General features: G+C 48.5%; 24 protein-coding genes. 15 read left to right on the forward strand and 9 right to left on the reverse strand.

The window, feature by feature from the left end; genetic code table 11:
* The first annotated feature begins 111 nt into the window (after positions 1-111).
* Positions 112-930, forward strand: coding sequence for a M55 family metallopeptidase (locus EL633_RS06115; protein WP_126626335.1), 819 nt, complete (start codon positions 112-114; stop codon positions 928-930).
* 166 nt (positions 931-1,096) lie between these two features.
* Positions 1,097-1,351 (forward strand): tetratricopeptide repeat protein, encoded by a 255-nt coding sequence (locus tag EL633_RS06120; RefSeq protein WP_126626336.1) that lies wholly within the window; start codon positions 1,097-1,099, stop codon positions 1,349-1,351.
* Between the two features lie 8 nt (positions 1,352-1,359).
* Here EL633_RS06120 and EL633_RS06125 read toward each other — a convergent pair whose 3' ends face one another.
* The 5 genes from EL633_RS06125 to EL633_RS06145 form a co-directional block, all read right to left on the reverse strand.
* Positions 1,360-3,102: a methyl-accepting chemotaxis protein gene (locus EL633_RS06125; RefSeq protein WP_161981986.1), complete on the reverse strand. Its 1,743-nt coding sequence runs from the start codon at positions 3,100-3,102 to the stop codon at positions 1,360-1,362.
* A 198-nt stretch (positions 3,103-3,300) separates the two neighbouring features.
* Entirely contained in the window at positions 3,301-4,659 is a 1,359-nt protein-coding gene (hflX, locus tag EL633_RS06130; RefSeq protein ID WP_126626338.1) for a GTPase HflX, read from the reverse strand.
* A gap of 98 nt (positions 4,660-4,757) precedes the next feature.
* Positions 4,758-5,303, reverse strand: coding sequence for a CvpA family protein (locus tag EL633_RS06135; protein ID WP_161981987.1), 546 nt, complete (start codon positions 5,301-5,303; stop codon positions 4,758-4,760).
* Positions 5,304-5,462: 159 nt separating this feature from the next.
* Positions 5,463-6,803: a TldD/PmbA family protein gene (locus EL633_RS06140; RefSeq protein WP_126626340.1), complete on the reverse strand. Its 1,341-nt coding sequence runs from the start codon at positions 6,801-6,803 to the stop codon at positions 5,463-5,465.
* A gap of 18 nt (positions 6,804-6,821) precedes the next feature.
* Positions 6,822-8,279: a TldD/PmbA family protein gene (locus EL633_RS06145; protein ID WP_126626341.1), complete on the reverse strand. Its 1,458-nt coding sequence runs from the start codon at positions 8,277-8,279 to the stop codon at positions 6,822-6,824.
* Positions 8,280-8,782: 503 nt separating this feature from the next.
* On the opposite strand from EL633_RS06145, the gene tgt reads away from it, so the two are divergent.
* From tgt to EL633_RS06160, 3 genes are all read left to right on the forward strand, one after another.
* Positions 8,783-9,913 carry a tRNA guanosine(34) transglycosylase Tgt gene (gene tgt / locus EL633_RS06150; RefSeq protein WP_126626342.1) on the forward strand — a complete coding sequence of 377 codons (1,131 nt, stop codon included), beginning with the start codon at positions 8,783-8,785 and terminating at the stop codon, positions 9,911-9,913.
* Positions 9,897-10,742, forward strand: coding sequence for a class I SAM-dependent methyltransferase (locus EL633_RS06155; RefSeq protein ID WP_126626343.1), 846 nt, complete (start codon positions 9,897-9,899; stop codon positions 10,740-10,742). Before tgt ends, EL633_RS06155 begins: the two co-directional genes overlap by 17 nt.
* Positions 10,743-11,179: 437 nt before the next feature.
* Positions 11,180-12,991, forward strand: coding sequence for a glycoside hydrolase family 2 protein (locus EL633_RS06160; RefSeq protein ID WP_126626344.1), 1,812 nt, complete (start codon positions 11,180-11,182; stop codon positions 12,989-12,991).
* A gap of 95 nt (positions 12,992-13,086) precedes the next feature.
* Here the strand turns inward: EL633_RS06160 and EL633_RS06165 are convergent, their stop codons facing one another.
* On the reverse strand, positions 13,087-14,592 hold the full coding sequence (locus tag EL633_RS06165) for an MFS transporter (protein ID WP_126626345.1): 1,506 nt from the start codon (positions 14,590-14,592) through the stop codon (positions 13,087-13,089).
* Positions 14,593-14,836: 244 nt separating this feature from the next.
* Here EL633_RS06165 and EL633_RS06170 point away from each other — a divergent pair, with 244 nt between their 5' ends.
* Positions 14,837-15,118 (forward strand): hypothetical protein, encoded by a 282-nt coding sequence (locus EL633_RS06170; protein ID WP_126626346.1) that lies wholly within the window; start codon positions 14,837-14,839, stop codon positions 15,116-15,118.
* A gap of 53 nt (positions 15,119-15,171) precedes the next feature.
* Entirely contained in the window at positions 15,172-16,326 is a 1,155-nt protein-coding gene (rlmN, locus tag EL633_RS06175) for a dual-specificity RNA methyltransferase RlmN (RefSeq protein WP_126626347.1), read from the forward strand.
* 733 nt (positions 16,327-17,059) lie between these two features.
* On the opposite strand, the gene rpmB is transcribed toward rlmN, so the two are convergent.
* Positions 17,060-17,257, reverse strand: a complete 198-nt coding sequence (gene rpmB, locus EL633_RS06180) for a 50S ribosomal protein L28 (protein ID WP_126626348.1) — start codon at positions 17,255-17,257, stop codon at positions 17,060-17,062.
* A 218-nt stretch (positions 17,258-17,475) separates the two neighbouring features.
* On the opposite strand from rpmB, the gene EL633_RS06185 reads away from it, so the two are divergent.
* The 5 genes from EL633_RS06185 to EL633_RS06205 all read left to right on the forward strand — a co-directional run bounded on the left by EL633_RS06185 (position 17,476) and on the right by EL633_RS06205 (position 21,858).
* Positions 17,476-17,871, forward strand: a complete 396-nt coding sequence (locus tag EL633_RS06185) for an Asp23/Gls24 family envelope stress response protein (RefSeq protein ID WP_161981988.1) — start codon at positions 17,476-17,478, stop codon at positions 17,869-17,871.
* Positions 17,872-17,894: 23 nt separating this feature from the next.
* Positions 17,895-19,613, forward strand: coding sequence for a DAK2 domain-containing protein (locus EL633_RS06190; protein ID WP_126626350.1), 1,719 nt, complete (start codon positions 17,895-17,897; stop codon positions 19,611-19,613).
* 146 nt (positions 19,614-19,759) lie between these two features.
* On the forward strand, positions 19,760-20,608 hold the full coding sequence (locus tag EL633_RS06195) for a DegV family protein (protein WP_126626351.1): 849 nt from the start codon (positions 19,760-19,762) through the stop codon (positions 20,606-20,608).
* A gap of 603 nt (positions 20,609-21,211) precedes the next feature.
* Positions 21,212-21,451, forward strand: a complete 240-nt coding sequence (locus EL633_RS06200) for a hypothetical protein (protein WP_246039205.1) — start codon at positions 21,212-21,214, stop codon at positions 21,449-21,451.
* Positions 21,448-21,858 carry a hypothetical protein gene (locus tag EL633_RS06205; RefSeq protein WP_126626353.1) on the forward strand — a complete coding sequence of 137 codons (411 nt, stop codon included), beginning with the start codon at positions 21,448-21,450 and terminating at the stop codon, positions 21,856-21,858. Before EL633_RS06200 ends, EL633_RS06205 begins: the two co-directional genes overlap by 4 nt.
* Before the next feature lie 121 nt (positions 21,859-21,979).
* Here EL633_RS06205 and EL633_RS06210 read toward each other — a convergent pair whose 3' ends face one another.
* Positions 21,980-22,576: a DUF3090 family protein gene (locus tag EL633_RS06210; protein WP_126626354.1), complete on the reverse strand. Its 597-nt coding sequence runs from the start codon at positions 22,574-22,576 to the stop codon at positions 21,980-21,982.
* Between the two features lie 11 nt (positions 22,577-22,587).
* Complete coding sequence (locus tag EL633_RS06215; RefSeq protein WP_126626355.1) at positions 22,588-23,568, reverse strand: D-2-hydroxyacid dehydrogenase; 981 nt, start codon at positions 23,566-23,568, stop codon at positions 22,588-22,590.
* Between the two features lie 445 nt (positions 23,569-24,013).
* Between EL633_RS06215 and EL633_RS06220 the strand changes: the two genes are divergently transcribed.
* The 3 genes from EL633_RS06220 to atpE all read left to right on the forward strand — a co-directional run bounded on the left by EL633_RS06220 (position 24,014) and on the right by atpE (position 25,521).
* A complete protein-coding gene (locus tag EL633_RS06220; RefSeq protein ID WP_218027423.1) occupies positions 24,014-24,235 on the forward strand; it encodes an AtpZ/AtpI family protein in 222 nt (73 codons plus the stop codon).
* A gap of 68 nt (positions 24,236-24,303) precedes the next feature.
* Complete coding sequence (gene atpB, locus EL633_RS06225) at positions 24,304-25,182, forward strand: F0F1 ATP synthase subunit A (protein ID WP_126626356.1); 879 nt, start codon at positions 24,304-24,306, stop codon at positions 25,180-25,182.
* A gap of 117 nt (positions 25,183-25,299) precedes the next feature.
* On the forward strand, positions 25,300-25,521 hold the full coding sequence (atpE, locus tag EL633_RS06230; RefSeq protein ID WP_126626357.1) for an ATP synthase F0 subunit C: 222 nt from the start codon (positions 25,300-25,302) through the stop codon (positions 25,519-25,521).
* The last annotated feature ends 114 nt before the right edge of the window (positions 25,522-25,635 follow it).

Genomic DNA, 25,635 nt, shown 5'->3' on the forward strand with positions numbered 1-25,635 from the left:
AAGAGTGTCTGCACACATACTTTTAAATCCCATTACACCGAAGAAACGTAGTCTTTCAGAAATCGCAAACATCGAAATGACCGATCTGCACTAACGGGAAAGAGAGAACACATGCGCGTCATTATTTTCTGTGATATGGAAGGGATCTCTTGTATTGAAACATGGGAGCAGGTAAACGCCGGAAGCGCATTCTACGAGGAATGTCGCAAACTTTATACGGATGAGATGAATGCAGCGGTCAGAGGAGCCCGAGCTGCGGGAGCCCATGAAGTAATTGTTGTTGATTGTCATGGTGCTGGCGGAGCCTATAGCTTTAAGAGCTTTCTTCCTTCACACCTTGAGTCTGGCGCGGAATATGTCTTTGGTTATCCATGGGCTCGTTATATCGATGCCTTTGAAAAAGGTTGTGATGCGATTCTTTTTGTGGGCGCCCATGCTATGGCGGGCACACCCAACGGAGTACTCTGCCATACTGTCTCTACCGAGGAGTGGCATAACGCCTGGATCAACGATACACTGGTCGGTGAGAGCGGCATATTGGCTGCCATAGCAGGCAGTTGGAATGTGCCAGCCATCTTTGCATCGGGTGATGAAGCTACTTGCCAGGAAGTAAAAGCACTGCTGGGAGAAGAGATCGTGACCGCGCAGGTCAAACAAGGTCTGGGTCGCTATAGTGCTAAAAATCTCGCACCACAGGATGCCTGTTCACTGATCGAGATGGAAGTAGCGCAAGCCTTGAGTCTAAAGGCCAACTGGCCAAAACCATACAAACCCACCGGACCAGTGACTTTCCGCGTTGAGTTGGCTACTCCGGAACACGCCAATAGCTTTATCGGTCGAGAGGGCGTAAAGATTGAGAATCCACGCATGGTTTCAGCAACAGGAAACACCTTCTGGGAGGCCTGGGATCATTTCTGGTACCGACACTAGCGTTCCCAAACACAGCAGGCCAACGTGCAATAGGACTATCAGAGCAAACAAACCAACAAGCATGCATTCAAAAAGAATGAATAGAAATACTGTTTTATGTAGGATGGGTAGCCTGATCAAAACGGATCATTAGAGTAGATTAAAAAGGATGTAAGAAAGGGCAGCAATGGACAGTCTTGCTCTCTCGCACGATATGAATGAGCTTTATTCGCCACTTTTTGCGACTACCACACATACGCTTGATGCAATGGAAATAGATACGACGGAAACGGCATTAAGTGCCTATGAACAGGCAATCATTCTGGCCCCACGTGAGGCTATTCTGTATTATCATAAAGGCCAGGTACTGGAACAGCTAGGCAGACACACAGAGGCCCAGACCGCTTACGAAGCCGCGCGCAGCCTGGGCTATGAATGCTAAAAGATATGCTATTGCTCGCGCAAATGGATTAAAGCCAGGCGCGCGCGCAATGCATTGGTATATTCAACCAGACGATTGGTTGATTGTTGCATTTCACGCATATGACGGGTAACATCACTCGTCATACGCAGGATCTCGGTGATGGCTGTCACCACTAGTTGTGAACCCTGAGATTGATTTTCAGCGGTCGAGCAGATACCATCGATCAAGTGGGTCAGTTGATCGGTCACCACCCCAATCGCATCCAGCGCTACCCCCGTCTGCATCACCAGTTCAGTCTGCTTGACTACCTCCTGCGTACTCTGCTCCACCCGCTGAGATGCTTTGGCGGTCTCTTGCTGAATAACATGGATATAATCGCCAACTTTACGCGCCACATCTGAACTACTCATAGCCAGCGCGCGAATCTCTTGGGCGACCACCGTAAAGCCCTGTCCCTGATCGCCAGCACGCGTGGCCTCGATGGCTGCATTCAGCGCCAGCAAATGCATACGCATCGTAAGATCATTCATGCTGGAAATGGTCTCATTGATCTCCTGACCGCTCTCACTCAGATTCTTCATCGTACGCGCCGACTGTAACGTCGCCTCACGTACCAGGCTCATTCCCTCAACTGTTCGATCGACCGTGGTTTGTGCCTCATTGGTCACATCCACTCCATCTAGAGCCGTGTTAGAGAGATTAGCCGCCCGTTCGGAGATCCTGCTCATCATCTGGGCAAAATCATTAATCGTGCGTGAGATCTGATCAACCTGCATTTCCTGCACATGTGTATCATGAACCAACAATTCGGAGTTCTGTTGGACGGTCTGGGTATGCACCTCGACCGCTTCAGAGACCGCTTGCATATCCCGTAACAAGCCACTGATACGATCAATCGTCGAATTCAAGGAGTCTGCAATGGGTTGTAAACGCGGATGTTGCGATGAAATAAGTGGGCGCATATCCCCTTGAGATAAAAGCTGAATCTCCTCACTTAAAGCGGTAACACCGGCCTCCAAAGCCTGATGCTCAGCCTCACGGCTCTGAAAAAGACGGGCGTTATCAATAGCAGTGGCCGCCTTATTCGCAAAAAGCTCAATGACCTCAACCGCCTCTTCCGTAGGAACCTTCCCATCCTCCGGATCATCCAATGAGAGAAACCCCAGCAACTCTTCTTTACGTGGACTATACAAAGGTACAATGAGACCATCCCGTGGATGCCATTCGTCAGCCCCGTATGTTCTTTGTTCCATTTCTTGAACAGTTACCCGTGGAATTTTGGCTAAGGTATCATTATGCTCATGAGGTATAAAATAACTCTGACTGATTAAAAAGTCGGGATGCATCGCATCGGTAAGAACTTGCACAGGGAAAGGTTTTTCTTGTAGAGTCCGCTTATCTTCTTCTGATACACCCGTTATAGCTGCCGAAGAAAGCATACGCCCGGTCGGATCTAGCAAATTGACATTGAGTGCCCTGAAGCCTGTACATACGGCCGTGGACGCAACAATTTGCTGTAATACCTCTTCTAACTTGAGATCAGCGCGCAATAAGCCACACAGCCTTAGCAATTCTTTGACTTGCCGGGCATGCCGTTCCTTTTCCGTTTCCGCTTCAGAGATAACGGTAGACATTTGCTCTGATTTATGATTCACAGAGTGCTCCTGCATAATACTAGCCACTTCACGCTTTTTAGAAGGATGATCGTTGGTTGATCGTATCAGGACGCGTAGAGAGCGATATTTTGAATGCATTTTCCGTTCTGACATAATTTGCGCCTTTTTTGACTGGAGATCCGGGTGATTGTATTCAGCAGGATAGCATACCAGATGCGGGTCGACAAGTAAGATAGCACATCTTGTATGCTGTTGCAGAGCAATCATGAATGTCGCCACGCGCTTGAATAAAATGAGCAAAGAAGCTCAGCACACATAGTGCTGAGCTAATCGGCTAAACAGTAGTCTGGATCAGTTCTCGGCATTGGAATACGAAAGGAAATATCCTTTCAGCGTGCGATGGATACGCCCCACAATATGTACTCCATCTTCCAGGTGCTCTTCCTGCACAATGTTGCCCCGGCGATGAAAAAGTTCGACCAGATCGCCTTTACGATAAGGAATCAGCACATCGACCAGGGCCATGTTATCGGCAATTACCTGCGCGATGGTGGTCAATAGTACATCCAGTCCTTGATTCTTGAGGGCGGAGACTGGAACAGCATTAGCATACAGGCTGGTATCGATATCACTGGGATCAGCGACCAGATCAATTTTGTTGAGCGCGGTTACCCGAGGCTTGTCCAGCGCATCTAGCTCATCCAGAATCTCTGTCACGGTCTCACTTTGCTCAATCGCGTTTTCATGGCTGATATCTACTACTTCAAGTAATATATCTGCTTCGACCACTTCTTCCAGGGTCGCACGAAAAGCGGCGATCAGTTTGGTGGGCAGTTTTTGGATAAAGCCAACGGTGTCTGTGAAGAGAACTTCCTGATGGTTGGGGAGTACGATATAACGAGTAACCGGATCCAGGGTGGCAAACAACATATTCTCAGCCAGGACACCTGCCTCAGTCAGCGTATTAAACAGGGTAGACTTGCCAGCATTAGTATATCCAACTACCGCCACGACAGGCATAGCCTGAGCCTCACGCTGTCGACGATGAATGGCACGTTGCTTGCGTACATCCTCAATCGCTTCTTTAAGATCCGAGATACGACTGCGAATACGGCGACGATCAATCTCCAGTTTCGTCTCACCGGGTCCGCGTACACCAATCGCACCACCAGCACCGCCTGTGGCTCCCCGCGAACCACCAGCCTGACGTGTGAACTCCACATCCTGCCCGCTAAGTCGCGGTAACCAATACTCCATCTGGGCCAGTTCCACCTGCAAAATACCTTCACGCGAGCGGGCATGCTGGGCAAAGATATCGAGGATAAGCGCAGTCCGATCAACAATTCGTGCATCCAGCAACTTCTCCAGATTACGTTGTTGCGTCGGTGAAAGCTCATCATCAAAGATCACAAGATCGCAGTTCAATTGCCTGACAATATCGCTTAACTCCTGCACACGTCCTTTTCCCAGATACGTATTTGAATCTGGATGTGGCAGGCGCTGCGTCATTGTCCCCACAACCTCCGCGCCAGCCGTGCGGGCTAACGCACCCAGTTCATTCACTGAGTCCTCAACGCTCCATACACTATCGTTATGCGTTGAGTCAACCGCTACCAGATAAGCCCGTTCAGGGCCACTGTTTGCGCCCGTATCAAAGAAACGTTCAGATTTTGTCGTATGAAACCTCCGCTCTGTTGCTAGTTCAGACAGTCATATATATGTATTGTATGAACTAGACAGAAGGAACGCAAGTTTCATACTTGAATAAAAAAATGTATTCACGAGAACTGTTCTATAACTAATCAATATTATGGCAAGCTGGGAAGGGACTTCACAAAAAGTCCATTCACTTTTGCGAATAAACTATTTGTAACGGCTTGATTATAAAAATCGTGCCATCCCTGCAATTGATCTAGATGAATATTTAAACCAGGGATCAAGTTTGAGCCCTGAACCATGGAATTCTGCAAACTTCCTAAAAAAGCCCCCAGGACAATCAGTAGCAAGAGCCAGAGCAACCAGGCTTCCACAAAACCAATCGCGCCACCCAGCAAGGTATCGCCTTGACTGATAAGTGGTGTGCTTTTAACGGCTCCACGAATAAAATTACCGATAATATGCACCACAAAGACAGTTCCAAAGAACAACACGATATAGGAAATGAGAGGAGTAGCCGGAATTCCATTTGACGACAACATACGGGTAAACTGCGGACCATAGTTATAAGCGACCCACAAGCCTACTGGAAGTCCAATCAAGCTCACCAGACTAAAGACGGCTCCATTCCGAAAACCATTAAACACTAATAACGCCACGGTAGCAAGAAAGAGGATATCAATCCAGCTTAAAGACATCGCTTTATTCCTCCCGAATTCACAACATATATGCATTCAACTGTTGGGTCTATTATCATACATACTGATACAACGACGAAAGGTTCCAAAATACAAACAGGATGTGAGTAATTTCACATCCTGTTTATACAACTTTCTGACAATCAAGCTGGATAGTATTTATACGCCAGTGATACCTGTAAAATTGAAGCGTTCCGCACGTAAGGCAGGCGCAACAATAGTCAGATAGTCAGTGTATTGGATGCGTTCCCGACCAAGTGCCGAAGTGCCACGCAATACATCGAGGATGCTTTGTGTAAAGCGCAGATTCTTGACTGGGCGGGTCAGCTCACCATGTTCGATCAGAAAAGTTCCATCACGGGTCATGCCCGTCAACAGCGTTTTGACAGGATGTAAAGGATTGGTATAGTGAAAGCGCGTGACATAGATACCATGATCGACCCCTTTAATCAATTCTTCCAGGGTTGCGTCTCCCGCTGCTAACATGGTATGTAGCGGCATTGGACCCTCACCATTGGGCGCGGGCAGGGCATGTCCGGTATTTGGTTTGCCATCACGAGCGGCGGTAAAAGAATCGTAGACTACGGCATTAGCAATACCGTTCTCAATGATATTTACACGCTGTTTCGGCACACCTTCATAATCAAAGGCCTGGGGCAAGCCGGCGCGATCATGCCCATCATCGTAGAGCGTGATTTTGGGATTCACTATCTGTTTACCAAACTGTCCATTCATAAAACTACGCTCTTCCTGGACGGCGGTCGCGGAGATTCCCATGAAAACAAGGTTCTGCAGCATGTCGGCTACAGCATAGGCGTCCAGCACCACAGGATACTCACCCAGTTCGATGTCGATAGGATTACGACTGCGCTCCGCTTTATAGACTGCTTCGCGAGCCATGGCTTCAAAGTCTAACCTGTCAGCATCGGTATCCATACGCTGGGTATAACCAGAACCATGCTCATCTGCCATCACTACTGCATGGCATTCAGCATCGGTGCGGGGCTCATACGCAAAGATGCCTAAAGAGTTTGCCACAGCCGTATAGTGCGTGTTGGTTGAGAACGCACCGGCCGACTCCAGATGGCGCTCTTTGGCCAGCTGCACAATTATCCCTACGCGTCGAGCCCGCTCCTCAGCCGTAAAGCGGGCTGTCTGTGGGCTATAGCCGGCCGCTGGCGTGATTGGCTGAAAGGTTGGGAGAGAATGAAACTCAGGATTCTCTGGTTGAATGCACGCAATCTCAAGCGCCTGCGCGGCCACACGGCGCAATGACTCTTCATCCAGTTGATTGGTGGTAGCCACCCCAATACGTTTACCAACCACAGCCCGCACGCGGATCTCGTGATCGCTTTCAGCCACATTCTGGTGGATATGATTGGTCGCGAAACGGGTGAGTGCGCTCTCCGTTCCCGAAAATACCACCTCGGTCTGTTCCGCCTGGGAATAGTGCAGAACTTTTTCCAGCAGTGTGCGCACACTTGCCTCATCAGAATACATGCTATTTACTCCCTCAAATTATGACCAACGTCCAACGCCAACCTGAACGTTGCGGAAACGGGCTGGTGCCGCTCCATGTCCGGTGCGCATGACTTGCATAGGTTCGCCTTTGCCACAATTGGGTGTGCCCCAGACGGTCCATTCATCTGGTCCACAAATGGCATCGCATGAGCCCCAGAATTGTGGCGTAATACCAGTATAGGTCGCATTTTTGTACAGTTGCCCTAACTTGCCGTCCTTGATTTCATAGGCCAGTTCAACCCCGAATTGGAAATTCAGACGGCGATCATCGATACTCCAGCTTTTATTGATGCTCATATAGATGCCATCAGCAGTATCGGCAATCAGATCAGCAAACTTCCAGTTTCCCGGCTCAAGACTCACATTCGTCATACGGATCATCGGCAGGCGATTCCAACCATCTGACCGTACACACCCATTGCTACTTAAGCCAATCAAGGGAGCGGTATCCCGCGACATCAGGTAACCACTAAAAATACCTTCAGCAACAATTGGTGTGCGCTGAGCGGGAACACCCTCATCATCCCAACCAAAGGTGCCTAACGCACCTGGAACAGTGGCATCCGCAGTCAAATTGACGACATTTGAACCATAGCGATAGTGGCCATTCAACTTGTCGGTCGTCAAAAAGCTTTTTCCTACAAAACCAGCCTCATAGCCCAGCACACGATCCAATTCGATTGGATGACCACAGGACTCATGAACCTGCAGCGCGGTCTGCGGTCCATCAAGAATGACAGTTTTGAGACCACTGGGACATTGCGGGGCCGTCAGCAGGCGTACAGCCTCTTCACCGATGCGCGCACCATGATTAATCAGATCCATCGCCTCAATGAACTCATAGCCTACGGTGCCAGCCTGACGACCAAAGGAATTGGGATAGGAGCGCGTCTGCATCTCGCTGCTGTCAGGATCAACCGCAGTAGCGGAGATAGCGGCCCCGGTGTCGAACAGTTCTTGCTCAATTTCGCTACCTTCAGAACTGGCAAAGAATTTATGCTCACGCGAATATTCCATGTTCGCGCTGGTAATGGCTACCCCTTTAACACTTTGCATGGCTGCATCTGCATCTAACAAAAGCTGTACCTTCTGATGCAAGGGAACAGAAAAAGGATTGGTATGCATGGGTGTGCGATATGAGCCTTTTTGAGGGGGTAAAGCCGAGAGACGCACAGGATCGCCAGCCACAAGAGCGCTGGCACGAGCAATCTGTACAGCCTGCTGAGCAATTCGCTCGGCCTCTGCATTTTCCATACGAGCGCTGCTGGCAAATCCCCAGGCGCCATTCACGATCACGCGGACATTAAAGCCGCTGCTAGTTGCGTTAGACACACCTTCCACCCGACCATTTTTTACCTCTATGCCTTCGGCCGTACGTTCCATGACCCGTACATCTACATAACTCGCACCAAACTGCCTGGCAGCATTGATGGCTCTGATTGCGAGATCACGCATGTATTGCTCTTTCTTCTACTTAAAAATAAACGTAGTCTCATACATTTAGATCAGGATATAACCATCATGACGCGTGAACAGCATCAATGGGACATGAAGAGGCACAAAGAAACGTACCTATCTATGCACATCGCTCCTCTTGGAACATCAAGCTGGCACCCTGAATTCTAGTGTAGACAATGTTGCATTGTTATGAGTTATTGTACGTATTTTCCTCGTCTCTGTCCAATATAACACAGCAAATAGAAGCAAATTGATATATCCATAAGAAAACTAGTTCCTGACCTCAGTAAAAGTATCTTATTGACCCACACTCGCATTAAAATATCCCCATATTTTTCATTGTGTCTTACTAGTTTGAAGAGAACATAGGAAGTAAATAGACACAAGGGAGCCATCTATATTCACGAGTTTGAGATGCATGTTATAATGTTCACATTATTCTCACGCATATATATCGATGCAAATACAAGAAACTCACGCTGCTAATAGTAAGGAAAACAATGGAACACGGACGAGCTGAACAGCCCCAATATGGAAGTATGCATCTCCCCCACGGAACTATTGAACTGCCAGTTTTTATGCCTGATGCCACACTTGGTGTCGTGCGCTCTACCGATGCCACCGATCTACGCAATCATCATATACAGGCCCTGGTCATGAACACCTTCCACTTAATGCAGCGCCCCGGTACTTCTACCATTCAGGCTCTGGGTGGCTTACATACTATGAGCGGCTGGAAGGGACCAATTATTACGGATTCAGGTGGCTTCCAGGCTTATTCTTTAATTCAGCAGAATGCAAAATTTGGTTCCTTAAGCCATGATGGCATTGCGTTTAAACCCGAAGGATCGGATCGTAAATTTCAGCTCACGCCCGAAAAGGCTGTCCAGCTACAGATGAGTTACGGAGCCGATATCATCATGTGTCTGGATTATTGTACCCATGTGGATGCACCGGCTGACATCCAGGAAGTGGCGGTGATGCATACCATCGATTGGGCGAAACGTAGCAAAAAAGAATTTGAGCGTCTCCTCAAACAAAAAAAGTTGTCTGATGACAAGCGTCCCCTACTCTTTGGCGTTATCCAGGGTGGTGGCTCTGAGGAATTACGCAAACGTTGTGCCGAGGCGCTCCTGGAGATCGGCTTTGATGGCTTTGGCTATGGTGGTTGGCCATTAGATAAACAGGGAAAGCTACTCACAGATATCATTACCTACACACGCGAGCTGATCCCCGCGCAATATCAGATGCACGCCCTGGGAGTCGGACATCCTACAAGTATTGTGGAATTAACACGCCTGGGCTACGCTATCTTTGATTGTGCCATGCCCACACGCGATGCTCGCCACGCCCGCATGTATACCTTCAGCGCTGCCACCTCTACTTTCGCGCCAGGCGAAAAGTGGTTCTCCTATATCTATGTCAACGACGATAAATACATCAAAAGTGATCATGCTGTTTCAGCGTATTGTGACTGCCTCTGCTGCACCAATTATTCAGTGGGCTATCTGCATCATCTATTCAAAATCAACGACACACTCTTTTTCCGTCTGGCAACCATTCATAATTTACGTTTTATGACAATGCTTACAGAACGCCTGAGAGAGCTCTATTATGCTCAAGATAGATAAAACACTCGCGCTCCAACAGTTGAACGAGACGGTGCTGACAAGTAGCAAATACAAGGATATCTGTCCTGAACTTGTCAGCGCTATCGGGGCGCAGGAACTACTGAAACGGCGCACGCTTAAAGAAGCGGTTAAGGCCACGAAAAATAAGCTGCATCAGATTGGTGGCGCGTACCTGGATGGTCATGAGGACTATCCTAACTGGCTTGCCACCATTGCCGAAGCCCGGCTGTCTGGATCGCCAGAAACGCTCAAGCAAAGCTGTCGCCACATTATGGCCTATCATGCCTCCACGCGGGAACGCCTACCCATCCTTGAAGATTTTTACCACACCATTTTCACCCATCTACCACCAATCCAGAGCATCATAGATATCGCCTGTGGTCTCAATCCGTTAGCCCTGCCCTGGATGATATCCGGAGGATCCCTCCCCAGCAGTTATTGTGCCTATGATATTTATCAACATATTATGGATTTTCTGGCAGCATATTTTCAACGCATGTCCATCACAGGCAAAGCACAGGTCTGCGACGTTATTCAATCCTGTCCCACACAGCATGTAGATCTCGCTCTGGTCCTTAAAGTTCTGCCTTGCCTGGAACAGGTGGATAAGCGTGCCGCGTATCAACTCCTCCACACGCTTAATGCCCGCCACATCATTGTTTCTTATCCTATTCAGAGCCTCGGTGGAAAAGATAAAGGCATGGCAACATACTACACAGACCATTTCCAAAATCTGGTGAAAGATGATCAGTGGAGTATCCAGCGTATCGAATTCGCGACAGAACTGGTTTTTATCATTGATACCCATGCGGTTAAAATAAGTGGTTGATTCCCATAAAATTTATATTTCACTTGACATTGTTTTCGCTCCTTTAGCGCTCCAATGATTATAGGTATGGTATAAAATCTCGTGCTATGTACACGATTTTACACCATACCTATAAAGAAGCATGGGCACTTTAGTACTCGCGTGCAGCTGATTGTGCGCTCGTCGATGAAATCTGCCAGGGCTTTTTCATTTTCAGCCGGGAGTAACTGTCAGGCAAATCATATACAGAGTATTTCTGGTGTGGTGTGTGTTCTGTGGGCGGCCGCGGCCGCCCACAGAACACACACCACACCAGACTCCGGCGCCGTAGGCGCCAGGAAGTGGAAAATTAAAAAGCCCTGGAAATCTGCTGGATCTCATAGATTTCTGCTCCCATTTGGGGTATGATTAGATACAACGTTGAACGTACCACTAATCGTTGGAGGAACAAAGTATTTATGAGCATCCCACGTTCAGAGTATCCGCGTCCACAATTTGAACGCGAGGCCTGGTTATGCCTCAATGGTGAATGGCAATTTGAAATTGATAATAGTGATAGTGGCCTGGAACGCGGCTTATTACATAATGAGCTCGCCGAGCGTATCACCGTTCCATTCTGTCCGGAGTCTGAATTATCGGGCATCAACAATAAAGACTTTATGCATGCGGTCTGGTATCGCCGCACTGTGACTATTCCCAGTGAATGGGATGGACAACATATCTTACTGCACTTCCAGGCTTCAGATTATGATACAACGGTCTGGGTAGATGGGACCGAGGTAGGCCGCCATCGTGGTGGTTTTACGCCTTTCACCTGCGATTTAGGGATCGCAACGGGTACGAAGACGATTGTGGTTCGAGCTCGCGATGACCATCGTCCTCCTCAACCACGCGGTAAACAATCTCAGCGCTATTATGACTGGGGCTGTTTCTATATCCGTACTACTGGCATCTGGCAGACTGTGTGGATGGAGCCGGTGCCACAATATGCTCTGCGCCGCCCACGCATTACGCCAGACGTAGCCAATAGCCTGATCCGTCTGGAGCAACCGATCACCAATAATGCTCCCGGCCTACGTTTGCGGGCCGAATTGATGGATGCACAGGGCGTTGTCGCTCAGGCCGAATGTGCCGCCGATTGGGACTTCTCACCGCGCTTGGATTTGGCAATTCCAGTTGAGCGTCGCCGCCTGTGGTCCATTCAGGATCCTCATCTCTATGATCTGAAAATCGAGCTACTCGATGCTGAAGGTAAGGTCGTTGATAGTGCACGTAGCTATGCAGGTCTGCGTAGCGTCACCATTGATGGTCACTCCATTAAAATCAATCTAGAAACTGTCTTCCAACGTTTGGTCCTGGATCAGGGTTATTATCCTGATGGCGTCCTGACAGCACCAACAGACGAGGCACTTAAAAATGATATCGCGTTAAGTCAGGCCGTTGGTTTTAATGGCGCACGTCTACATCAAAAGGTCTTTGAAGAACGCTTTCTGTACCACGCCGATAAAATGGGCTATCTGGTCTGGGGCGAATTCCCTGATTGGGGCTCCGAGGGTCGTGTACCCTGGCAGGACGATCTCACCTTCACACCCGCCTTCGTGGCCCAATGGCTCGAAGAACTTGAGCGCGACTACTCACATCCCGCCCTGGTCGGCTGGTGCGGACTTAACGAGACCGTATACGATCGGCAAGACAAACTCACCAATCTGGATGATGTGACCCGTGCCATGTTCCTGGCCGCCAAAGCCATGGACACGACGCGCCCTGTGCTGGATGTCTCTGGCTATTCACACCGGGTTCCAGAAGCGGATGTCTATGACTCGCACGATTATTTGACGGGCAAAGATTTCTGGACCGATCTAGAACACTACAAAGAGCGCCATGCCCATATGGCTGAAGGACAGGTCTTTACCAATTTGCGGGATGGGCATACAACTATGTCGATCCCATACAATAAGCAACCTTACTTTGTCAGTGAATTTGGTGGTATCTGGTGGAGTGAAAAAGTTCAAAAAGGCGATAATACATCCAGTTGGGGATATGGGACCGCACCGGATACGCTGGAAGAATTCTATAAACGCTTCCAGGCTCTCTGCGATGTTCTGCTTGATAATCCACATATGTTTGGCTACTGCTATACCCAGTTAACCGACGTATCGGTCGAACAAAACGGGCTCTTTACCTTTGATCGTCGTCACAAATTTGATAATGCCCGGCTGCATGCTATTCAGACTCGTACCGCCGCCATCGAAGCCCAGGCAAAAAAATAAGCATGCGCTACCCACATTAAGAAGCGGGGACAAGAGGCTGGTCGCCCCTTACCTCCCCGCTTCTTAGCCAAACGTTAGATTATGGAAAGATCATCTTACCCTTCATCCGCGTGATCAGTAGTTGCTGATTGCTCTCTCTGTTTTAACTCCTGCTCAGCAATGGTGTTGGCCTTATTCTCATGCGCGCTATGAGTATTACGAGTATAATGGAATCCCCACCAGCAGAAGGCTAACAAACTTGCAGAGACCAGGAAGATTAATGGTGTAAAGCCAATCAATGTTGTAAAGGCACCGGCAAACAATAGGACAGGAATTGTGCCTGCGCTATAAATCATAAATTGCAGGGACAAGACACGGGCACGACCACTCTCGGGTGCTCGCTCTTGCATCAAAGTTTGTGTGGGTATGTTCACACAAGCCATTGCAATGCCCAGTACGATCAAGACAACAATAACTCCCAGCAAAATGCCCAGAGACTCTGTTCCATGTTTAGGATTGATGAAGTGCCCTAGCCATTCCAATCCTGGCAGTAAGATAAAGCCTGCAGCCAGGGCGATAAAGCCGATGACAGTCAAACGGATACGGCCAACCTTTTCAACAAAGCGAGTCATTAAGACGGAGGCACCAACCAGACCAACCGCAGCCGGTGTCAGAATGATCGACATATCCTCGGGCGGTCGATTAAGAACCTGCTGCACAAAAGTACCTGCCAGCTCACCAATCAACTGCATCAACACACCGACCAGCGAGAGTTGTATGACAGAAAAAAACAGCAGTCGATCGGCACGTACAATCCTCCAGCCCGTAACCATATCCTTCCAGAGCGTATGCAACGCCTGACTGGCAGCAGAATATGCATCGTCCTGTTGGTGCCTATGCTTATGCTTATGCACATGGTCACCTTGAAACGCTTGCTTGGGAATCGCCAGGATCAACACCACGCAGACTATATACAGCACAGCCACAATCACAAAGAGCATATCCGTTGATTCAACATGAAACGCACGGCTCCCAAGCATGAATGAGAAAGGGGGGAACAGCTTGGCGACCACGCTACCCAGTACCAGGAAACCAATTGCCTGCGATAATGTCATGGAAATATTAAACAAAGATAGCGCAGGCATCAACTCTCGCTCACCCACTAACAAAGGAATAGAGGCACCTTCGGCAGGGATAAAAAATTGACCAATAAGTGATGTTAAAAACATCAGACCAAAGAGCGACCATACATTGGAACGGTCAACTAAGACGGATACAAACATCAGCAACATGGTGACCATCCGCAGCAGGTTACTGATCCAGAGCACCTGGCGCTTATCAATACGGTCCACAATCGCGCCAGCAATAGCGCTAAATGGGATTGCTGGTAATGTAAAGGCAATGATCGCCAGACCCGCCATAAACGCCCCGTTTGGTGGCTTATTGACAAGAACGATCAAACCAAAGTTTGCGGCATTCAAGATAGTCAGCGAGATTAACTGGGCTATCCATAATAATAAAAAATTGCGATTTTTCAGAACATGACGAAAACTCGCCATGTTTGCTTGCTGCTCATGCTCAGAGCTAGCAGGTTTCTCTGTTTGCTCAGTAGGAATCGACATAATGCATCTGGCTCTCTTCCATGATGATCTTAAACCCGGGCTTTCTATCAAGCCCCCCCTCTATTCGGTATACGTATGATTATAAGCAAAAGTAAGACAGATCATATGCCAAATGGCCCGTCTTTTCTCTATTTCGTATCTTTTCGCGCTACTTTCCGCCTTGAAAGGGATCCCTGGTATATATAAGGAAAAGCTATTTTGCCGTCAGGACCGTTACTGAGAGTGCAGCGAAAAGGATAGAAAGATGTCAGACCATAATTATGATGAATTACGCAATACCTGGATCTACCAGGAGATCCAACAACATGTTCAGTTACAGTTTCAACAACAGGACCGTGAGAACTATTGTCAAGCACTCCATACGATCGTACAGGCTCGTTTCCCACGCTTACTGACACTGGTTGAACAAAAAACTGCCACGACACGCGATGCCAGGCAACTACATGTCTTAGTCGTACATGTGGCATCCGCCCGCACCGAAAAAGAGGCCCGACGTCAGTTATTGGATGCTGTATCCCAATCATAAGTAGCAAAGCTATTACAGGTATAGCCAATTCGTGCTATAATGAGGCCATGACCATGACACCGATTTCACCAACACCACAAAAGACGGATCTCCTCGGCTTAACGCTGCCACAGCTACAGGCGTGGCTTAAAGAGCGTGGCGAGGCACCATTCCGCGCGAAACAATTGTATAATTGGCTTTATCGCCAACTTGAAAACGACTTCTCGGCAATGTCGAATTTGCCGCAGTCTCTGCGTGAGCGCTTAACGCAAGAAGCGAGTATCGGACCAACGATTATTCGTAGCGAACTGCACTCTAAAGATGATCGTACCCGCAAAATTCTGCTAGAATTATCTGATGGTAAACTGGTCGAATCGGTGTTGATGCTCTATCCACCGATTGGCGAGAGCAGTTCACGCGCCACCGTTTGCGTTTCCAGCCAGGCGGGCTGCGCCTATGGCTGTACTTTTTGCGCCACGGGTCAGATGGGATTTGATCGCCATCTTTCTGCTGGAGAAATTGTGGCTCAGGTGCTGTTTTTTGCACGCGAACTGCGCAAGGAACCCTGGACTGCCGCTGGCCTACCAGGCACTGCACCAATTGATCATGTCACCAACATTGTCCTGATGGGTATGGGAGAGCCATTACACAATTACACTAACGTTCTCCAGGCATTGCGTATCCTGAACAGTGCCGATGGCTTTAATCTGGGGGCACGCCACATGACGGTCTCCACCGTCGGATTGGTGCCAGCAATTCGCAAATTAAGCCAGGAAAACCTGCAGATCAATCTAGCCATCTCACTACACGCGCCCACCGATGAACTACGCAGTCGGACCATGCCGGTTAACCGCAAATATCCACTAAACGAGCTCATGGAAGCCTGTAAGGACTATATTGCCAGCACCAGACGCCAGGTTACTTTTGAATATGTCTTGCTGTCCGGCGTCAATGACACCAGAGAATATGGGGAAAAACTGGCCGAACTACTGGCGCCGCTAAAGCAATTTGCCCACGTTAACTGTATTCCAGTCAATGCCACCTCAGCCAGCTATCAAACACCTGGTCCAGATGCCATACGTGCCTTTCGCAACATCCTATACGAACGCGGCATCAGCAACAGTGTCCGCGCCGAACGTGGCGACGATATCGCTGCCGCCTGCGGACAACTGCGCACCCGCTTCGAAAATAGTCGCCAAAAAACAGAAGTTCCCGTCGTCACCCCATAAGTACTAATTGATCTCAAACGCCACTTTGCATAAATCACTATGCCTATAGAGAGGGAGGGATCATCTAGCCCAGGCCAGATGATCCCTCCCTCTCTATCTACCAACCCCAACACCTCTTAATCACAATACATCTCACGTAGCGCAGCTCGACATGGTCATGATCAGGGACCTTGACAGAGAGCGAGGAAACGGCAACCCGCAAGGGGATTGCCCTACAATACTCATTTCCAGTTTACTTTATCCTCTATTTCAAGGATGAATGTTCTTTACATCTTGAAGCAATAAAACAAGACCTTCATTTCTCGTGACACCACCGGGGATGAAAATGCCTCATTTTCAGAGGAGAAAGACGAAAGATGTAGGGCAATCCCCTTGCGGGTTGCCGTCTCCTTGCCCCACGGTTCGGTTGCTTAAACATGATTCTTTCCATCAGTTCCAAGTGAAATGTATTGCCGCCTGGTCACTCCACCCTCTGCCAAAACCCAACTCCTCTTTTAGTTGCGACACGTGGTCCTGGCTGCCGCGGCAGCCAGGACCACGTGTCGCAACTAAAAACAAGCGAGCGCCGCAGGCGCGAGGCCGCAGGCATAAAAAAAAGCAGAGATGTCAAAACACCACTGCTTACATAAGGAAGCCCCCTACAACAGGTAGTTTACATAGCACCAGCAGAACTGGACACCATTATCTACTGCAGGGGGTTTACCTTAATGCGTACTTCTTGCATATGTGAACTTTAGCGCTCTTTAGGCAGTTTGCTCATGGTTCGCAGGCAGCGGGTACAAATGTTGACCATGCGGGGTGAACCATTAACCTGAATACGACGGCGCTGTACATTAAGCACAAAGCGACGGCGTGTGCGATGCTGCGAAAAGGGAACATTGTTGCCGTACATTGGCTTGCGCTCACAGATATCACAACGTCCTGCTGACATTTCTCTTCTTCCTCCCGGAAAATTGCAATGGGCACAAAAGAAGTCCTTCCTCTACGGAAGGCGCTTATAATTGCCCTGTATTCGTTTACTTGATTATCCGTGATGCCTCTGGTATACTGCATCAAGAAAACTCGTGCGTACACCGCTTGGATAATCCAAACATGTTAAGCGAGTATAACCGATATTGGCTATTTTGGCAAGAGAGAAGACACATGCGTATGCCAAAAGCATCTGCGATACAGCCGCAACACGGCTCACACCCTCTCGGGAAAATAGAAGTATTACCTAATGCAATCCATTCTATTGCGGTTGAAGCTACTCTGACCTGCTACGGCGTGCTGGGTATTGCCTCACCACATCTGCGTAATGGACAAGCGGTGCTTCTTACTCCCGAGCATAGCAATCAGGGAGTACGAATCCAGATTCTTGACGATCAACTCGTCATTGATGTTTATGTCGCACTTGAATATGGATTACGTATTTCTGAAATTGCTCACAATATTATGAGTGCCGTCAAATTCTCCACGGAGAAGATGCTCGGTATTCCAGTCACACAAGTTAATGTTAATGTCCAGGGACTTATCCATGGGCCTGGATCACCTGACAAGAAATAAAGGACAGAGGTAGCACAGCGGCTATGGAGGAAAACACACAACGTCCCATACTACGTCAACGACCCAGACGCATTAGTGTTTTTGATGGTCAAGATTTACGGAAAGCGATCTTAGCGGGCGCAGCCTGGCTGGAAGTCAACCGTGATACCATTAATGCGCTCAATGTCTTTCCTGTTCCCGATGGGGATACAGGGTCAAACATGGCAGCTACGATGAAATCCGCGATTCGGAATATCACCGAAAGTCAGGAGAAGTCGGCGGGGGCTATCGCCAAACAAGTTGCTCATGATGCATTATTGGGGGCACGTGGTAACTCAGGCGTTATCTTGTCGCAAACACTGCGTGGCATAGCCGCTGGACTTGAGAATAAGCCTACATTTAATGCTCAAGATCTGGCCGAGGCTTTTCAGAAAGCTTCACAGCTAGCATATCGGGCAGTGATTAAACCGGTCGAAGGCACAATCCTGACAGTTGTGCGTGAGACGGCGGATGCAGCTATGAAGAGTGCCGAACGGCAGAATGATCTTGTCGTAGAGATGCAAGATATTGTGGCCGCCGCACGCCAGGCTGTTGCTCGCACCCCTGAATTACTCCCGACCTTAAAGCAAGCGGGCGTTGTCGATGCTGGTGGACAAGGTTTCTGCACTATTTTAGAGGGTATCCTGCGCTATATGCGTGGAGAGTCAACCACTAGTGCGGCCAGTTTGAACGGCGCAGCATCCGCTACAGCCATTGCTCAACCTTCAGTAGAAACACATACTAAAAAAGGCCGTGTCACCATCGAAGAAGAGTTCGGCTACGAGGTCGTATTCTTACTGCGTGGTAAAGGTCTGGATGTGGAAGGTATTCGTCAAACCATTATTGATATGGGTGGCGTCTCCACTGTGGTTGCCGGCGATGAAGAGATGCTCAAGGTTCATACTCATACACTCACTCCGGGCAAAATTCTGGATTATGGAGTTGGACTCGGAAGCCTGCTCGATATCAATATTGAGAACCTACAGGAACAAAGTCTGACCTATGCGGCTGAGAGCGATGCAGAACATGCCAACGACGAGCCAGCTGAACCGGAAGCGGTCAACAGCGACCAGTTAGCTACCGTAGCCGTGGTCTCCGGTGCAGGCTTTGAAAAAGTCTTTAAGGGCCTGGGAGTTAGCTCCGTTGTCTCCGGTGGTCAGACCATGAATCCTAGCATTGAAGAACTTCTGGATGCCGTTGAAAAAAATCCCGCTCAAAAAATAATTATTTTGCCCAATAACAGCAATGTCATTTTAAGTGCCCAGCAAGTGGTGGAGCTAACCAGTAAAGAAGTATACGTTGTACCTTGCAAGACGCTTCCCCAGGGCATCGCAGCATTGATCAGTATCAACTACGAGTCTGATTTCTCTACTAACTGCAAAACAATGACTGAAGCTGCCCGCACTATCCAGACTGCAGAAATCACTACTGCCGTACGTTCAGTTCAATTAGGTACCCTGCATGTCCGTGAAGGAGATTTCATTGGTGTCATCAATGGCAATCTCTCGGTCGCGGATCCAAGTATAGAAGAAACGCTAAGCGATACCTTGAAACGTATGAACATTGACTCGTACGAAATTGTTACTGTTTACTATGGTGAAGACATTACAGAAGAACAGGCGCAAGAGACAGCCAGACGCATCAAAACAGCGCATTCTCAACTCGAAATAGAAGTGGTAAATGGTGGACAACCTTACTACGCATATATTATTTCTGTTGAATAAGTCTGAGCGCCATGTCTACATGGTAGTAGCAAATTCAGTAGTACAATAAAGGATACCAGCAGAAGTGTAGCCCGCAGCCATAACAAAGATACATTGGCTGCGGCTACACTTTGATAGCATTATATTTTCCCCCCAGGAGGCCTGCGATGACTATTCGCATTGTTACAGATAGCACCGCCGATATTTCGCCAGAGACGGCAGATGCACTAGGTATTACCGTTGTTCCTCTCACTGTTTTTTTTGATGAGGAAACATACCAAGACAACATTGATATTGATAATGCCACCTTCTATGAAAAATTACAGGCAAGCAAAGTTCTACCCCGCACTTCACAACCCGCGCCAGCACTCTTCCAGGAAACGTATAAGCGCTTAATTCAAGAAGGCGCAACCGGCATTCTATCGATTCACCTCTCATCTCAACTCAGTGGTACGTATCAATCCGCCTGCACAGCCTGGAATTCACTGTCCGAAGAAGAGCGTACTATCCCTTTCGAGGCCATCGATTCAAAGTGCATCAGTGCCGCAATGTTTATGACATTGCAAAAATTGTCAGCCATGAATAAAGAGGATAGCACCCTCGCAGAGCTAAAGACCTATGCGGAAGATCGTTTTTCACGGACCCATCTTTTAGCGGTCCTTGATACCCTTGAATATGTGAAACGTGGTGGCCGCATCGGAGGAGCAAAGGCACTGCTCGGCAACATGTTAAGTGTCAAACCTATCATTACCTTAAATAAAGAAGGCGCAGTCGTACCAGTCGAACAGCCACGCACACGCACAAAAGCCTTTGCCCGTACCAGCCAGCTAATCAGCGAGAGTGGCCCGCTAGAAGACATAGCCATTGCCGAATCCAGCGAAGAAGTAGGCATACAGCTAGCTGAGGCACTCAAACCAGTCTATAGCGGCGAAATTCCACGCTACAAACTAGGAGCCGCCCTGGGTACCCATACCGGCCCCGGCACCGTAGCTATCACATTTGTTACTGAAAAATAATAAACTAACCACCTCAATAAATTATGGGTAGAGCGACGTTATCTATTATGGCTCTACCCATAATTCAAATAGCTGCTGCAAAAATGTGCACAGCACATTAGTAAAAAAGCGAGTTCCCTTCAGGGAACGAGTATGGCAGCGTGCAACCTGAGCACCACAAACACAAATCCCCAGAAAAACCTCTACTAAAACGTGAAAACTCATCTACCCACACTCCCCATAGCTCTTGCAGGGCAACCAGCTAATTTACGCAATAAGTAGCAATAGACGCTGGAATAACTTCCTAACCATTGACTATACACAGGTCGTCACGTACAATAGTAGTACCAACGTGTGTCTTCTTGTATACACAGTTGAAACGCCCGGCGTGTTGTATGTGTTATATGCGCAAGTATATGTCCAGCTTATACAACGAAGAGTCGTAGCGCCTTGAGCGCACAACCATGGCAGACATATACCAGACAAAATCGCGTTTTATGTAGTTTGTTAAGTCGAACCACAAGTAGCTACAGTAACAAGTAGCACAGCAAAACAACAGATTTTCGTTGGCATCAGCCATGCAGCAAACATGGCGTAAACTGCGAAGGAGGAACGACTGTGGGAATGTTACGGGTGATGTCACGGCGCGGCGACGACCGTCTCACATGGGATGAGCAAAAAATTCAAACAGGTGATCCTGAAGCTATCGCTGCCATCCGCGAGGCGGAAAGAATTTTTGAACAAGAAAAAGCGAAAGGTGCAACAGCATTCCGAGTCACGGATGGTAAGCCAATACAACGTATTGATAAATTCGATGCCACAGCTGAACAAATAGTTTTGGTACCACGAGTCGTTGGCGGATGAACTTCGCGTCCCTGATCATCTCTGTCTTGTGTTGGATGATCATAGCCCTCGCGATCACGCCGGTTGTATGGCTGTTTTTACTCCCATACATTAAAGGCTGGTCACGTGCCGAACGCCGGGCAGCCAATCTACTACGTGATATGCTCACGCCAGAGCAGCTCCGTCAACTTCTCTGGCGTGGCTATCTGGAAATACCTAGCCCAAGTGAACCCCAAAGGACATATCGCGTACCGAGAAGCAAAGGCTATGTTCAGGTGCTAGAAAACGGCCGTGCGATCATGCGTCTGTGCCTGCAACCAGCTGAGTATCTACCCGATGCTGATGTTGTAGTGCTTCACAAACTTATGATCGAAGCCAATGAAGACATGTACTTACAAAAAGCCAATAAGTATACATGTCATGACTAACATAGGAAAGTAGAAGTTCCAGGGTACGTTGTACCAGCTGGTACGCGCCAGACAAAACACCCAGCGGGGCGTATATGGATACGCCCCTATCTTATTCTGCCTTCGCGCTTAAAACATATCCCTATGCTTCAGGCTCGTCACCATTATTAAGCTCTTCAATCGGCGTGACATCACGATGCCCATTCTGCTTGACACACGCATGAGGTCCTCCATCCAGGGGAGCATGGCAAAGAGGACACACAGGACGTCCCGAAGAGATAACGACCTGAATGGCGGTGGAAAGATCTTGCGCCTGCTGCTGATTAAAGGCTAGCGTAATCTGCTCATCTTCGGCCATCGTTATTTCCGGCTCCTGCCCCTCTTCCTGGGACATACCAAGAGGAGTGAGCAGCAATGTGAAAAAAGCATCATGCTCATCATAGCTGAGACGCATCTGCCCAACCTGAGCATCAAAAGTGGGATAGCGTGGAAAGTCAGCCGGCATCCCTTCAACCAGTGGATTACCGCCAGCACGCGCCTCAGTACGTAAGACCTGGCCTTCAGTGATCAGCGCCAGGGTACGATCCAGTGCCTCGGCCAAACCAGCCAACTGCTCCTTCTCCATCCACATCACCAGAGACGCCCAGGTATTCCGGGCAAAAAGTCGAAAGCGACGTTGCCCAGGCTGACCAACAGCATCAGCCCCCAGCACCGATACAAGTCCTAAATCTGAACTCATTTTTCACCTCATCAGTATCCGCGTGCCGGATCATAGCGATTCCGCAGTGGCTCCCCGGCTCGATAGCGTCGTAGATTATCTGCAAACAAATCAGCCAAACGCTGATCATAGTGCACACTATCACCTGAAATATGTGGCGTCAAAATGACATTTGGTAACGAGAACAAGGGACTATCCGCTGGCAGTGGCTCTTCCTGAGTGACATCTAAGCCAGCGCCAGCAATCCAACCTTCTCGCAACGCACGAATCAACGCTTTCTCATCAATAATCTGCCCGCGAGCTACATTTACCAGATAGGTATGGGGCCGCATGGCACGCAACTCCGGCTCACCAATCAATCTTTCAGTCTGTGGGGTCAGCGGAACAGAGAGCACTACATAATCGCTCTGCCGCAACATTTCCTGCAGTTTTTCCATGGGATAGACCTGATCGGCATCGGGATCAACCATACCAGGTTCAACGCTACGACGCGTGGCCAGCACACGCATACCAAAGGCATGTCCAAGCTGCGCTATGCGACGACCAATACTGCCCAGACCAATTATACCTAACGTCTGATTGACAAGTTCACGTCCCCCTAGTTTATACCAGTTTGCACTATGGGGCCATACATGTCGATCCTGCAAGCGCACCATCTCCGGCCAGGTTCGATTAAACATAAGCATACTACCAAAGACATATTCACCGATAGTAGTTGCATGGATGCCAACCGCAGTCGTCACAGCCACAGTATCAGGCTCATCTAGAATGCCTGTAGAACGCAAGCCATCAACACCAGCACCCGAGGCCTGCAACCAGCGGAGATGAGGTGCAAGTACACGCCAATTGTTAGGAATCCAATAGGAACAGAGGATTTCAGCTTCTTGTAAGCGCGCGAGAAATTCCTCATTATTTGAAATGCAGAGTATATCTGTCTGAGCGGCCTCACGTAAAATGGCCTGCGATTTTGGCGTAAACTGGAATGTGCTAATTACCTTCCTGTGCTCTGGCATACAGCCTCCTCCTTATATTCAATGCCTCTAAGCTATCTCTTGCTTTTATACCACCAGACTCCAGTTTACCTAAAGCTGAAGCTACTAGCAATACTATTTATTATAAACTTCAAAACCCTTGTTTAACTATTATGCACAACCATTAGTTTATACCAGTTCGCGTGTAGCATATTGAAGATGCTAACATTTGCAACGCCTCGGCACACATTTTTTATTCTGCAACCTTACACTAACTTTTTTTTAATCAGCCATTCATTTTTGTGTGTATGGAATTTTTCAGGCGGTCTCATCTGGCCATTTATATGCACACAAAAATGCACGAATGCCGTGCACATGGGGCCTCACGCGGCAAGGCAAAAAAGCATAGCTACTGTTGCATCCAGAATGTTCCCTGTGCTATAATCCGACTGGTATTATTGAGGAAAACAGAGATGGGATTATAAGGATGAAACAGAAACCGCCTTCCCCTACTGTGTTAAATACGCTGGGAGCGTTGAGCGGCATGGGCTTCACAGTAGCCATCCCCATCGCACTTGGAGCCATTTTAGGGAATTACCTGGATGGCCTTCTTCATACCGGACATTTGTTTATACTTCTCGGGCTACTGCTTGGCCTGATTTCGGGGATTTATGGAGCATACCGTTTATATAAGAGTGTCTTTCAGTAGGCTAAACGGATCCCTTAAGCACATCGAACCAGACCTGGCAGAGCTCGGCATATAGGGAGGAAAGCCGAGTGAATCTGTGGAAACTTCCAACGATCGCGATTGCCCCGGAAGTAATTATTCCTGGCACGTGGATCACCAACACTCTGCTATGTACGTGGATATGCGCTATTTGCTTGTTCGTGGTATTCTTTATTGGTACCCGACGGCGCAATATGGTTCCAGCAGGATTGCAAAATGCCCTTGAGTGGGTCGTTGAGTTTCTGCAGAATCTGGTCGAGGGTGTGGCAGGTAAGGAGAGAGGCAAACGCTTCTTCCCCCTCGTGGCTACATTCTTTATCTTCATTTTATTCTGTAATCTGCTCGACGTTATTCCTGGTGTTGATACCATTGGTACCGTTCATTTAGATGAGCAACACGCCAACGCGGTCGTAAATGGACCGCTGTTGTGGGGTGATCTCTCTAATCAAATTGTTCCCTGGCTACGTCCTGGTACAACTGACCTGAACCTGACCCTGGCGATGGCTCTGGTCTCAGTTGTCGTGACGCAGATTCTAGGTTTCTCAATGCTCGGTTTTAAAGAGCAGATCAGTAAGTATCTGAACTTTAAAGCAGTCAAAGAGAAAGGTGGCATGGGACTGGTTGACTTCTTAGTAGGTGTACTCGAAATTATCAGTGAACTAGGACGATTGATTTCTTTCTCCTTCCGTCTCTTTGGTAATGTCTTCGCCGGTAGCGTACTGCTCGCAGTCTTCGCTTATCTGCTGCCTGCTGTGGCCAACATCATCTTCGTTCCATTTGAACTTTTCGTTGCTGTCATCCAGGCGTTCGTTTTCGCCTTCTTGACCTTGCTCTTCATGCAAGTTGGTACTACCAGCCACTCCCATCATGATGAGGGTGAGCATGAGGTACACCATGAGTATGAGGGCAGTGCTGTTCCGAGCCACTAGTTCAAACAGCACAACATCACACTTGCTTGCTACTCACTGACATTGTGTCTGTGATTGCATAAATAAACCTGAATCATAAATAAACAACACATTCGTCCTTAAGGAGGATTTTTAAACATGAACCTGTCTCCACTCGCAGCAGCTCTTGCTATTGGTATTGGTGCTATCGGACCTGGCCTGGCTATCGGTATTCTGGCCGCTAAAGCCATGGAAGCTATCGGTCGCAACCCTGAGGCTGCTCCTGTTGTTCAGACTAACATGATCCTGGCTATCGTGTTCGCCGAAGCTATCGCTATTTATGCTCTGGTAGTCGCCCTGCTGATCAAATTCATCCCTTAAGTAATACTTTTCGTATCGTAGTGTGGAGACGTAGCGCGTCCATTCTGCTTTCCTCTCCTTTGAAGATAAAGAAGGAAACAGGTGATGCCGCGTCTCCGCATTATGTACGGACCA

The organism is Dictyobacter alpinus (genome assembly GCF_003967575.1).
Taxonomy (GTDB): domain Bacteria; phylum Chloroflexota; class Ktedonobacteria; order Ktedonobacterales; family Ktedonobacteraceae; genus Dictyobacter; species Dictyobacter alpinus.